Genomic DNA, 11,675 nt, shown 5'->3' with positions numbered 1-11,675 from the left:
CTTGGCGGGTTGACAGGCATCGTCGTCGACGGGCGTCACGCGGCGTCCAGGGCGCATTCGGCCCAGATGACCTTGCCCTGCGGGGTGTAGCGGGTGCCCCACGACTGGGCCAGCTGCGCGACCAGGAAGAGGCCGCGTCCGCCCTCGTCCGTGCTCGCCGATCGGCGCAGGTGCGGGGCGGTGCTGCTGCCGTCGGACACCTCGCAGATCAGGGTGCGGTCGAGGACCAGGCGCACCTGGATCGGCTCGTTGCCGTACCGGATCGCGTTGGTGGCCAGCTCGCTCAGCATCAGCTCGGCGGCGAACGAGAGTTCCTCCAGGCCCCATTCGGCCAGTCGGCGGGTGACGGCGGCGCGGACCTCGCCGACCCGCGCCGGGTCGGCGGGCAGGTCCCAGGAGGCGATCCGGTCGGCGGGCAGCGCGTGGGTACGGGCCACCAGCAGGGCGATGTCGTCGGCCGGGTGCTCGGGTGCCAGCGCCTCCATGACCGCCCCGCAGGTCTCCTCGGGCGTCCGGTCCGGGTGGCCCAGGACGGTCCGCAGCTGGTCGAGGGAGACGTCGATGTCGCGGTGGCGGTCCTCGACGAGTCCGTCGGTGTAGAGGACCAGGGTGCTGTCGGCGGGCAGCTCGAACCCGGCCGTCTCGAACGGCAGGCCGCCCAGGCCCAGCGGCGGACCGGCGGGCAGCTCGGGGAAGGTGACGCTGCCGTCGGGACGGACCACGGCCGGCGGGAGGTGGCCCGCCCGCGCCATGGTGCACTGCCGGGTGGTGGGGTCGTAGACGGCGTACAGGCACGTGGCGCCGACGATCCCGGTGCTGCCGTCGGCCTCGTCCCCGCCCTCCTCCCGGTCCAGGCGCACCAGCAGGTTGTCGAGGTGCGTCAGCAGCTCGTCGGGGGCGAGCTCGAGTTCGGCGAAGTTCCGCGCGGCCGTCCGCAGCCGCCCCATGGTCGCCGCCGCGTGCAGGCCGTGGCCGACGACGTCGCCCACGAGGAGCGCGACGCGGGTGCCGGACAGCGGGATCACGTCGAACCAGTCGCCGCCCACGCCGGACTCGGCGGGCAGGTACCGGTGGGCGACCTCCACCGCGCCCAGTTCGGGCAGGCCGCGCGGGAGCAGGCTGCGCTGCAGGGCCAGGGCCAGGGTGTGCTCGCGGGTGTAGCAGCGGGCGTTGTCGATGCACAGGGCGGCCCGGGCCGCGAGCTCCTGCGCCAGCCGGCTGTCGTCCTCCCCGTACGGGGCCGGGTCCTGCGAGCGGTAGAAGCTCACGACGCCCAGCAGGACGCCGCGGGCGAAGAGCGGGACGGCGATGAGCGAGTGCACGCCGTGGTCCAGGACCTGCTGCGAGCGCTCGGGGCTCTGGGCGAACCAGCCGGCCGCGTCCGCCAGCTCGGGCTCGAGGACCGCACGTCCGCTGCTCAAGGCGCGCATGTGGACGGTCCCGGTGTGGAAGTCCAGGGCCTCGCCGACCGGGAAGAACGGGCAGTCGTCGCGGATGCCGTGCACCACCGTGCGGTGCAGGCCGGTCCCGGGCTCGCCGGCCTCGTCGCCGCGCAGCACGGCCTCGGGCAGGTCGACGGTGACGTAGTCGGCCAGGCCCGGGACCGCCAGCTCGGCCAGCTCCCAGGCGGTGCGGTCCACGTCCAGGGTGGTGCCGATCCGGGTGCTGGCCTCGGCCAGCAGCTCCAGGCGCCGCCGTGCCTCGATGGCGTACCGGCCGACCGCCGGCTCGCCCACCAGCACCAGGCCGCGGACCGTGCCGGGGCCGTACCCGGGGCCGTACCCGGTGGTGGCGCCGGGCGGGGCCGGGAGGGCTTCCCCGGCGACGGCGGGCGGTGCGGCGGGCGGTCCGGGGCGGGGGGAGACCGAGAGGCGGTGGACCGCCGGGTTGTCGCTGCTGAGCAGGGCCTCGACGACCACGCCCGACACGCCGGACGGGCTGGTGACGGAGTGGCTCAGCAGCGTGGCCTCGCGGCCGTGCGGGAGGGCCACCCCCACCGCGCCCCGCCGGGCCGTCGAGATCAGCTCGGTCGCCTTCTCCTTGAGGATCGCCCGGTCGTGCGGATCCAGCTCCAGGTCCACGAGGTGGTGGTCGGGGTCCTCGGACCGGCCGGGGCCGGCCACCCGGTCCGGGCCGAGCAGGTGCTCCGCGCCGGCCCCGTCCGCCACCGTCGCGCCGGGGCGGGCGTACCGCTCGGCGTCGAGGTACGCGTGCAGCAGCGCGCGCTCGCGCGCCGAGCTCTGCTCCAGCAGCCGGCGTTCGATCGTCGCCGCCGCCCGCTGCAGCAGGTCCGACAGGGCCGGGCGCTCGTAGGCGTACGGGTAGCCGAAGCACAGGACGCCCAGGATGTGCCCGCTGAGCTGGTCGCGGATGGGGACGGCGCAGCAGGCGTTCGCCTGGCCGCGCTCGGCGAAGTGCTCGGCCCCGTAGACCCGGATGAGCTGCCGCTCGGCCAGGGCGAGGCCGATGCCGTTGGTCCCGGCGTACCGCTCGGCGAAGACGAAACCCGGCACGCTCTGGATCGGCGGCAGGCTGCGGGCCAGGGAGGGCTCGCCGAAGCGGCGCTCCAGGACGGTGCCCTCGGCGTCGGCGACCGAGATGTTCATCCGGCTGCCCGAGAACCGGGACTCCAGCTGGTCGAGCACGGGCCGGGCGGCCCGGACGAGCCGGCCGTCGCGGTCGAAGTCGTCCCGGTAGGGCAGCTCGGCACCGTCCGGGGATAGCCCCAGCAGCCGGCAGCGCTGCCACGAGTCGAGGATGGATCCGCGCACCCCCGTCGCGACCGGTTCGCCCACCAGGAACCGTTCACGGGAGCGTGCGGGACCGATCCGGTCTCCCGTGGCGCCCATCTGCATCACTTCCCCTGGGCGGTGCGCCCCTCGAGGGTGTCCTGGTCCGTGCGGTGTCGTTGAAAGCAGTGCGTTTTGAGTATATTCCGGGTGATTTACGGGTTCACAGGACGGCGACGGGATTGACCGGCGACCCCGTCCCGCCCGGGACGACGAGCGGGGCCACGACGAGCATGAACTCGTAGCGCCCCGCCGCGGCGCACGCGGCGGACAGTTCCTCCAGGTCCAGGTTGTCCAGCAGCGGCACCCCCATGGCCGCGACGGCCAGGGCGTGCACGGGGGAGTGCAGCCCCTCCACGGGCGACGGGCGCACGTCGCTGTCCCCGTCCGCGCCCAGCAGGCCGATCCCCCGCTCGGCCAGCAGCGGCAACGCGTCCACGGCGAAACCCGCGCTCGCCGCGCCGACGTCCCACGGGCCCAGCGCGCGCCGCCGCCGGAACCGGCCGGTGCGCAGCAGCACCGCGCAGCCCTCGTCGACGGCCGCGCCGAGCGCCCGCTCGGCCGCCACCACGTCGGCCGCCCCCACCGCCCGGCCCGGCTCCAGCCAGTCGGTCCCGAGGACGGCCGGCAGGTCGAGCAGCACGCCCTTGGCGACGAGCGGGCCGAGGGCCGCCACCGAACCGAACCGGACGCCGTCGGCGCCCACGCAGGCGCGGGCCGGGCGCCCGTCGTAGAGCCGCCCGCGGTAGGCGACGTGCGCCAGCGCGTCGAGGTGGGTGACGGCCTTGCCGTGGTAGTCGGCGCCCAGGAAGTCCTTGTGGGTGGCCGGTTCCGGAGGCTCCACGTCGCCGAGGTCGGACATGTAGTGGAGGGCCGGCCGGGGGTTGTCCGGCCCGGGCCGGGTGTTCCAGGGGAGTCCCAGGGGCACCGCCGTGCCGTCGCGGACCAGGCGGGCGGCCCGCCGGACGCGCTCCGGGGTGGCCAGGTTCCACGCGCCCCGGTCGGCGTGGCTCCAGCGGCCCCACGTGCGCACGGACGCGAAGAGGGCGTCGAACTCGACGCGGGAGATCCGCCGGACCTCCGGCGGATCGGTGCTTTCGGGCATGCGGGCCTCCGGACTCGGCACCGCGCGGCCGGGGCGGCCGCGCGGTGCCCGCATCCCTACCCGGTGCCGGGCGCGGCCGGACGACATCGGCGACCGGTGCCCCGATCGGTGTCCTCGAGCCGGTACCCCTGATCGGTGGCTGCCGCGATCGGTGCCCCGATGAGTGGCGGCCGTACGCCCGCACGAGGCAGGCTGTAGTCATGAGAGCGGCCCTGCGCTCGCCTCCGGGACCAGGAGCCGGGGGCCACCACCAGGTCCTCTTCGTCCTCGCGGAGTGCGTGCCCTTCGCGATCGCCCTGCTGGTGCTCGTCATCGAGCTCACGCCGGCGCATTTCATCTACACCGGCCCCCTGCTCGTGGCGACGCCGGCCCTCGCGGCGGTCACGATGGGCCCCAAGGGCACCCTCGCGGCGGCGGGCGTGGCGGTCGCCGTCAGCGTGGTCACCGCCACCCACAACAACGCCTGGGGCGGCCAGCAGGTCTACACGAACTTCCTCGCCCTGTTCCTGGTGTCCACCGCCGGCTACCTGACCAGCCGCGCCGCCCAGACCCGCCGGGACAGCGAGCTCAACCAGGTGCGCCGGATCGCCACGGCCGCGCAGGAGGTCCTGCTGCGCCCGGTGCCGGCCCGGCTGGGCCCGGTCCGCGCGGCCAGCCTGTACCTCGCGGCCGAGATCGGGGCGCAGATCGGCGGCGACCTGTACGACGCGGTGCAGACCCGGTACGGGGTGCGGCTGATCGTCGGCGACGTACGGGGCAAGGGCCTGCCCGCGGTCCGGGCCGCGGCCGTCGTGCTCGGCGCGTTCCGGGAGGCCGTGCACTACGAGGAGGACCTGGTGGAGGTGGTCAACCACTGCGGGGCGGCGCTGCGGCGGGACGCCGCCCTCGCGAGCGCCGGCGGCGAGGACGCGTACCGGGAGGCCTTCGTGACAGCCGTCGTCGCCCAGATCCCCGACGGCCCGGACGTCGAGCTCGTCAACCGGGGCCATCCGGCGCCGCTGCTGCTGCGCAACGGCGCGGTGCGGTCCCTGCAGCCCAGCACCCCGCTGCCGCCGCTCGGCCTGGAGGAGTTCATCGCCGGCCCACCCGGCCGGATGGACAGCTACCCCTTCGCCCCGGGCGACCGGCTGCTGCTGCACACGGACGGCGTCATCGAGGCCCGCGACCGCGACCGGGGCTTCTTCGACCTGCCCGAGGCCATGGCGACGATGCACGGCCACACCCGCACGGCGTTCCTGGAAGCCCTGCGGCAGGCCCTGCTCCACCACACCCAGGGCTCGCTGGCGGACGACGTGGCCCTCATCCTCGTCGACCGCGTGGAGGCCGGTGACCGCGTGGAGGCCGGTGACCGGGACGACGGCCACCGCCGGGACGACGGCCACCGGCACGGGCGGGACGCCTCCTGAGGGCTGCCCGAGCCCCGCTAACGGCGCGGGCGCAAGGCGAGGGCCAGCAGCAGCCCCGCGCCCGCGACGGCGGCGCCGGCGGTGAACCCGGCGCCCATGGCGTCCGCGGGGACCGTGTACCCCGACGCGGCCGTGGCCAGCAGCGCGACGCCCAGGGAGCCGCCCAGCACCTGGAGGGCGCCGAGCACGCCGCCGGCCGACCCCAGCTCGTCCGGGCGCAGCCCCGAGGTGGCCAGCACGGTCGCGGGGACCGCGCAGAAGGCCGTGCCCGCGCCCAGCAGCACCAGCGACGGCAGCACGGCGGAGGCGTAGTCGGCGGCCGGTTCCAGGAACGCCAGCCACAGGTTCTCCACCACCAGCGCGAGGGCCCCCAGCACCATCACCCGCTTCGCGCCGACGGCCCGCTCCACGTGCACCGCCAGCCCGGCCGCACCGGCCATGGCCACCGGCAGCGGCAGCAACGCGACCGCCGCCGCCGGTGCGGACCAGCCGTGCCCCTGCTGGAAGAACGGGCCCAGGCCGACGTACGCGCCGACCAGCGCCCCGGGCAGCACCAGCACGCTCGCGAGGGCCAGCGCCCGGTCCCGGTCCCGGAACAGGCGCAGCCGCACGATCGGCCGCTCCGTCCGCCGCTGCACCCCGGCGAACGCGGCGAGCAGCACCACCCCGGCCGCGACCGGGCCCGCCACCGGGGCATCGCCCCACGGGCGCTCCGCCGCCCGCCACAGCCCGTACACCAGCGCGGCCGCGCCCACCACGGACAGGACCGCGCCGAGCCCGTCCAAGCGGCCCGGCGCGCGCCGGGACCCGGCCGGCACGCGCGGCGCGAGCAGGGCCACGGCCAGCCCCACCGGCACGTCCAGCAGCAGCACCCACCGCCAGGAGCCCGCCGGCGTCGGGGCGGCCCCGGCCAGCAGCAGCCCGCCGGCCGTCGCCGCCGCGCCCACCGCCGTGCAGACCGCGATCGCCCGCCTGCGGGCCGGACCGTCCGCGAAGGTCGCGAGCAGCAGCGCGAACCCGTTGGCGGTGGCGAAGGCCGCGCCCGCGCCCTGCGCGGCGCGCACCGCGATCAGCAGCTCGCCGCCGGGCACGAACGCCCGTACCACGGCCGCGGCGGTGAACACGTACACGCCCGCGACGAAGACCCGGCGCCGGCCGAGGACGTCCCCGGCCCGGCCGCCGAGCAGCAGCAGGCCGCCGAAGGCCAGCAGGTAGGCGCCGACGACCCAGGACGCGGTCGGCGCGGACGGGCCCAGGCCGGCCCGGATCCCGGGCAGGGCCGTGTTCGTGACCGGGTCGTCGAGCCGGATCGTCGCGGTGCACCCGGCGATGACGGCCAGCGCGAGCCCGGGCCGCGCCCGGCGCCCGGCCGCGGCGGGCCCGCCCCGTCCGGCGGGCCCGCCGGACGGTCCGGCGGACGCGGACGACGGCTCGAGGACCCCGCCGGGCGCGGCGGTCGCTCCGGCGGGTAGGGCGGTTCCGGTGGACGCGGCGGGACGGGCCGCCACGCGTTCGGATACGGGCGCGGACATGTCCTGGCTCCCGGATGGGTCGGGGCACGGATGCGGTGGATCGGACGGACCGACGGCGGCGACGGAGGACGGACCGTCGGACTGCTCGACGCACCGACCGGCGGAAGGGCGGGTCGGCCGCCACGCTCTCAGGTCCCGCCTGAATTCCGGTGGAGCCGTCGGCGCGCCGGGGCCGGGGCCGGGCCGGGGTCTCGGGGGAGCGGGCTCGGCGTCCGGGCGGGCCCGGGCGCCCCGTCGAGCCGTCGCATCGGCGGGCAGCGGCTCGACGGGGTGCGGGCGGGCGGCCGTTGGGGCGGCCGCCCGGAGGGGTGGTCCGAGGAACGGCCGGGCCGGACCGGCGGTCCGGTGGCCGGTCGGGTCACCGCCCGGTCATGCGGGCGACGGTCTTGACGAGCCGGCGGCGGCTCAGCAGCCGGCCCGCGTAGGCCGACACGCGGTTGGCGGCGCCCGAGATCACGCTCGGCGGGGGGTTGCGGCGGTCCAGGGCCCGCAGCGCCGTGCGGACCACCTGCTCCGCGGTCTGCATCGGCGCCACGCCCGCCGCGTCCTCGGTGCCGAGGACGTCGAAGAACTCCGTCCTCGTCGCGCCCGGCGACAGCGCGAGGACGCGGAGCCCGGTGCCCCGGGACTCCTGCCACAGCGCCTCGGTGAAGCTGAGCACGAAGGCCTTGGAGGCACCGTAGACGGCCATGTTGGGGATGGGCTGGTAGGCGGCCATGCTCGCCACGTTGACCAGCACGCCCTCGCCGCGCTCCCGCAGGCCGCCGATGAAGGCCCGGCTGATGTCGACCACGGCCGTCACGTCGAGGCCGATCTCCTCGCGCAGCCGCTCCGGGTCCTCCTCGTGGAAGGGGCCGAAGGTGCCGAAGCCCGCGTTGTTGACGACGCTGGAGAGCGTGATGCCGCGGCGCTCCACCTCGGCCGCCAGCAGCGCGCCGGAGCCGGCCACCGCCAGGTCCATGACGATCGGCTCGGCCTTGACGCCGTACGTCGCCGACAGCTCCGCCGCCAGGGCCTCCAGGCGCTCGGCGCGCCGGGCCACGAGCACCAGGTCCGAGCCGCGGGCGGCCAGTCGGCGCGCGAACTCCGTGCCCAGGCCCGCGCTGGCGCCGGTGATGAGGGTGGTCCGGCCCCGGTAGTCGACCGCGTTCACAGTGGCTCCTGCCCATGAGGTGAGATCGCGTGGATCGCGAGTCCTCACTGTATGCCTGGTTGGCAGCGACTGCCAACCAGGCAGCAAGGTGCAGATTGGCGGCCCGCCTATATGCTGACCGGATGGGGACCACCGCACCGCAGCCGACGACGACCGCCCCGACCCTGTGGGACCGCTCCCGGCAGGCCGTGGTCGCGAGCATCCACGACACCGCCATGCGGCTCTTCGACGAGCAGGGCTACGAGGCCACGACCATCGCCCAGATCGCCAAGGAGGCGGGGATCTCGCAGCGTTCGCTCTTCCGGTACTTCGGTACGAAGGAGGACATCGTCTGCGGTGAGCAGGACGGCTTCGGGGAGGTGCTGCGGGAGACGGTCGAGGCCCAGCCCGCGGAGGCCACGGCGTGGCAGGCCCTCCGGGCGGGGCTCGTCGCGATCATGGACGCGCACGGCTCGCCCGAGCAGGTGCTGCGGATCATGGGCCTCATCTTCGGCACCCCCTCGCTGCGCGCCCGGTACGTGCAGAAGCGCCTCCTGTGGCACGAGGAGGTGCTGCCCGCGGTACTGGCGCGGATGCCCGCCGGGGCGCCGGACCCGGAGCTGCGCGCCGAGGCCGTCCTGGCCACCGTGTTCGCCTGCGCCGACGCCGCCACCGAGGCCTGGATCCGGGCCGGCGGCCAGGGCGACCCCGCGGCCCTCTACGACGAGGCCGTCGCCGCCGTGCGCGGCTGACGCCGGCTCCCCCGGACCGTCGGAAGCACGTCCGACGCTCCGGATCCGGCACCGTGCACCGGGCACCGGGCTGGCTGGCTAGGGTGACCGGATGAAGGTAGCCGTGCTCGTGCTCGACGGGGCGTTCGACTCCGGGGTCTCCGGGGTCCTCGACGTGCTCCACTCCGCCAATGCGCTGGGCCCCCGGCTGGCCGGGGCGACGCCGCCGCGGTTCGACGTCCGCACCGTCGGCGTCCGGCGCCGGGTGCGCACCGGCCTCGGCCACCGCGTCGACACCGAGAGCGCCGCGGAAGCCGAGGACGCGGACCTCGTCGTCGTCCCCGCCCTCATGGAGCGGCACCCCGACGGCCTGTTGGAGGTGGTCGGATCGGCCGCGCACCGCAGCGCCCGCCGGCTGCTCGCCGAGGCGCGGGAACGGCGCACCCCGCTCGCCACCTCCTGCACCGGTACCTTCCTGCTGGCCGAGGCGGGCGTCCTGGACGGGCTCCGGGCCACCACCAGCTGGTGGCTGGCGCCGGTGTTCCGGGAGCGCTACCCCCGGGTCACGGTCGACGAGAGCCGCATGGTCACCACCAGCGACGGCGTCACGACCGCCGGCGCCGCCTTCAGCCACCTCGACCTGGCGCTGGCGATCGTACGGATGCGCAGCCCCGCCCTCGCCGACCTGGTGCGCCGCTACCTCGTGGTGGACGACCGCGCCTCGCAGGCCGCGTACACCATCCCGAGCGCACTGGCCCGGCACGACCCGCTGGTCTCGGCGTTCGAGGAGTGGGTACGGCCGCCCGGGCACTCGGGGTCAGCGAACGCACGCTCCAGCGCGCCGTGACCCGCACCCTGGGGTGCGCCCCGATCCGGCTCGTGCAGGACCTGCGGGTGGAGCAGGCCGAGCACCTGCTGCGCACGACGTCACTGCCGCTGGCGACGGTGGCCCGCCGCGTCGGCTACGAGGGGCCGGGACCGCTGCGCGCCCTGCTGCGCGACCGCCGCGGGCTGGGCGCGCGCCACCTGCGGGCCTGAGACCGGCGGGCCCGCGCGCCCGCGGCCCTACGCCGACCCCATGGCCTCCCTGGCCCGGCGCTCCAGCTCGTCCGGTGCCACGTCCTCCACGTGCGTGGCGACGTTCCAGCGGTGACCGAACGGGTCCTCGATCTGCCCGCTCCGGTCGCCGTAGAACTGGTTCTCCACCGCCCGCAGCTGCGTGGCGCCGCGCGCGAGCGCCCGGGCGACGACGTCGTCGGCGTCGGTCACGTACAGGTGCAGGGTCACCGCGGTGCCGCCGATGGACCTGGGGGAGCGGAAACCCATGTCGGGATACTCGTCCGCGAGCATGACGACCGAGTCGCCGAGCTCGAGTTCGGCGTGGCCGATCCGGCCGTCCGGCGCCGGCATCCGCATGCGCTCCGTCGCGCCGAACACGGCGACGTAGAAGTCGATCGCGGCCGCGGCCCCGTCGACGCACAGGTACGGCGCGAGGCTCGCATAGCCCTCGGGAACGGGACTGACGCTCACGGGCTCCCGCCCTTCCTCTCGGTGGCGGCCGCCGTCGGCCGCCGCGCGCGACCACTGATATCCCGCGCGTGCCGCGCCGGCGCCCGCGCCGCGCGGCCGCCCGCCCACCGTGGCCCGAACGGCCGCCGCCCCGGGCGCCCTACCGTCCCGCCACCTTGTCCGTCATCCGGTCCGCGCCGCGGTCCGCGCCGCGGTCCGCGCCGTGGTCCGCCGGGGCGGCCGCCGTCCCGGCCCCCCGGGCCCGCAGCAGCTCCTGGCGCCCGCCCTCCTTGAACCAGCGGTGCGCGGTGCACGAACCGGGCTTGCGCGCCTCGTCCGCCAGCAGCTTGACCGTGCTCCTGCAGACCATCTCCTTGAGCTTCGCGGCGGGCCGGCCGCCGAGGAAGAGGCCCTTGGCGGTGTCCTCCTTGTTCGAGAACTGGAAGACCGCGGACCGGCGCCCCAGGCTCATGCACTGGCCGACGAAGCCCACCCTCAGGGTCGCGGGCCGGTCGCCCGCGATGCGGCTGAGCACCGTGTCGGCCGCCTGGGCACCCAGCGGGCCCGCGGCCTGGCAGCTCATCCGCAGCGGCAGCTCCGACGGGGCCGCGGAATCCCCGGCCGCGACGATCCGCGCGTCGTCCACGCTCGTCAGCGTCTCGTCCGTGACCAGGCGGCCCAGCGCGTCGGTGGTCAGCCCGCTGCGGGCGGCCAGGTCCGGCACGCCGAAGCCGGCGGTCCAGACCGTCACCGCGCTCGGCAGCGTACGACCGTCGGCCAGCGTCACGCTCCCGGCCGCGACGGCCGCCACCTTCGTGCCGGGCCCCTCGACCACGGTCACACCGAGCGCGGCCAGCCGCCGGGACACCGCGCGCCGCCCCTTCGCGTGCAGGTACGGGCCCAGGGCGCCGCCGCAGACCAGGGTCACCGCGCGGCCCTCCTCGGCGAGCTCAGCGGCGGTCTCGATGCCGGTCGGCCCGGCTCCCACCACGGTCACCGGTGCCCCGGCAGGGGCTGCGGCGACCAGCGGACGCAGCCGCAGCGCTTCCTCCAGGCTCGCGATCGGGTGGGCGAACTCCGCGGCCCCGGGCACGCGCGGGTCCGCGCTGCCGCTGCCCACCGCGTAGACCAGGTGGTCGTAGCCGAGCGCGTCGCCGCCGGCCAGCGTCACGCGGCGCCCGGCCGCGTCGATGCGGGTCGCGGTGTCGACCACGAGCTCGACGCCGCCGGCCAGCACCTCCCGGTAGTCGACCACGGCGTCGTGGGACCCGCCCACGAGCTGGTGCAGGCGGATCCGCTCGACGAAGGTCGGGCGCGGGTTGACCAGCGTCACGGCCACGTCGGCGCGCTGCGTCAGGCGGTTGGCGGCCATCACGCCGGCGTACCCGCCGCCGACCACGACCACGCGGATGTTCTCGTTCACGGTGCCTCCTCCGGCTCCAGGGGTTCGCCATGAAGACACCGCGGCCCC

General features: G+C 76.3%; 10 protein-coding genes. 4 read left to right on the top strand and 6 right to left on the bottom strand.

Going from position 1 to position 11,675, the window contains the following annotated elements; all coding sequences use genetic code 11:
* Positions 1-35 precede the first annotated feature (35 nt).
* A complete protein-coding gene (locus ACIQCH_RS02635; protein ID WP_402577148.1) occupies positions 36-2,849 on the bottom strand; it encodes a SpoIIE family protein phosphatase in 2,814 nt (937 codons plus the stop codon).
* Between the two features lie 103 nt (positions 2,850-2,952).
* Positions 2,953-3,894 (bottom strand): cyclase family protein, encoded by a 942-nt coding sequence (locus tag ACIQCH_RS02630; protein ID WP_402577146.1) that lies wholly within the window; start codon positions 3,892-3,894, stop codon positions 2,953-2,955.
* Positions 3,895-4,094: 200 nt separating this feature from the next.
* Here ACIQCH_RS02630 and ACIQCH_RS02625 point away from each other — a divergent pair, with 200 nt between their 5' ends.
* Positions 4,095-5,300 (top strand): PP2C family protein-serine/threonine phosphatase, encoded by a 1,206-nt coding sequence (locus tag ACIQCH_RS02625; RefSeq protein WP_402577144.1) that lies wholly within the window; start codon positions 4,095-4,097, stop codon positions 5,298-5,300.
* A gap of 17 nt (positions 5,301-5,317) precedes the next feature.
* Here ACIQCH_RS02625 and ACIQCH_RS02620 read toward each other — a convergent pair whose 3' ends face one another.
* On the bottom strand, positions 5,318-6,832 hold the full coding sequence (locus ACIQCH_RS02620; RefSeq protein ID WP_402577142.1) for an MFS transporter: 1,515 nt from the start codon (positions 6,830-6,832) through the stop codon (positions 5,318-5,320).
* Between the two features lie 358 nt (positions 6,833-7,190).
* Positions 7,191-7,985, bottom strand: coding sequence for an SDR family NAD(P)-dependent oxidoreductase (locus tag ACIQCH_RS02615; RefSeq protein WP_402577140.1), 795 nt, complete (start codon positions 7,983-7,985; stop codon positions 7,191-7,193).
* Positions 7,986-8,107: 122 nt separating this feature from the next.
* Here ACIQCH_RS02615 and ACIQCH_RS02610 point away from each other — a divergent pair, with 122 nt between their 5' ends.
* From ACIQCH_RS02610 to ACIQCH_RS02600, 3 genes are all read left to right on the top strand, one after another.
* Positions 8,108-8,716, top strand: coding sequence for a TetR/AcrR family transcriptional regulator (locus tag ACIQCH_RS02610; RefSeq protein WP_402577138.1), 609 nt, complete (start codon positions 8,108-8,110; stop codon positions 8,714-8,716).
* Positions 8,717-8,807: 91 nt separating this feature from the next.
* Positions 8,808-9,542: a DJ-1/PfpI family protein gene (locus ACIQCH_RS02605; RefSeq protein ID WP_402577136.1), complete on the top strand. Its 735-nt coding sequence runs from the start codon at positions 8,808-8,810 to the stop codon at positions 9,540-9,542.
* On the top strand, positions 9,539-9,733 hold the full coding sequence (locus tag ACIQCH_RS02600; RefSeq protein ID WP_402577134.1) for a helix-turn-helix domain-containing protein: 195 nt from the start codon (positions 9,539-9,541) through the stop codon (positions 9,731-9,733). Before ACIQCH_RS02605 ends, ACIQCH_RS02600 begins: the two co-directional genes overlap by 4 nt.
* Before the next feature lie 27 nt (positions 9,734-9,760).
* On the opposite strand, the gene ACIQCH_RS02595 is transcribed toward ACIQCH_RS02600, so the two are convergent.
* Together ACIQCH_RS02595 and ACIQCH_RS02590 are read right to left on the bottom strand one after the other, a co-directional pair.
* Entirely contained in the window at positions 9,761-10,225 is a 465-nt protein-coding gene (locus tag ACIQCH_RS02595; protein ID WP_402577132.1) for a VOC family protein, read from the bottom strand.
* A 139-nt stretch (positions 10,226-10,364) separates the two neighbouring features.
* On the bottom strand, positions 10,365-11,627 hold the full coding sequence (locus tag ACIQCH_RS02590; RefSeq protein ID WP_402577130.1) for an NAD(P)/FAD-dependent oxidoreductase: 1,263 nt from the start codon (positions 11,625-11,627) through the stop codon (positions 10,365-10,367).
* Between the last annotated feature and the right edge of the window lie 48 nt (positions 11,628-11,675).

Source organism: Streptomyces sp. NPDC093225 (assembly GCF_044753805.1).
Classification (GTDB): domain Bacteria; phylum Actinomycetota; class Actinomycetes; order Streptomycetales; family Streptomycetaceae; genus Streptomyces.
The sequence above is the reverse complement of the archived record's forward strand: the minus strand, read 5'-3'. Positions and strand labels throughout refer to the sequence as shown.

Bases quoted from the DNA above. Each gene is read 5' to 3' on its own strand.
- ACIQCH_RS02635 (WP_402577148.1), bottom strand. From the start codon at position 2,849: ATGGGCGCCACGGGAGACCGGATCGGTCCCGCACGCTCCCGTGAACGG.
- ACIQCH_RS02630 (WP_402577146.1), bottom strand. From the start codon at position 3,894: ATGCCCGAAAGCACCGATCCGCCGGAGGTCCGGCGGATCTCCCGCGTC.
- ACIQCH_RS02625 (WP_402577144.1), top strand. From the start codon at position 4,095: ATGAGAGCGGCCCTGCGCTCGCCTCCGGGACCAGGAGCCGGGGGCCAC.
- ACIQCH_RS02620 (WP_402577142.1), bottom strand. From the start codon at position 6,832: ATGTCCGCGCCCGTATCCGAACGCGTGGCGGCCCGTCCCGCCGCGTCC.
- ACIQCH_RS02610 (WP_402577138.1), top strand. From the start codon at position 8,108: ATGGGGACCACCGCACCGCAGCCGACGACGACCGCCCCGACCCTGTGG.
- ACIQCH_RS02605 (WP_402577136.1), top strand. From the start codon at position 8,808: ATGAAGGTAGCCGTGCTCGTGCTCGACGGGGCGTTCGACTCCGGGGTC.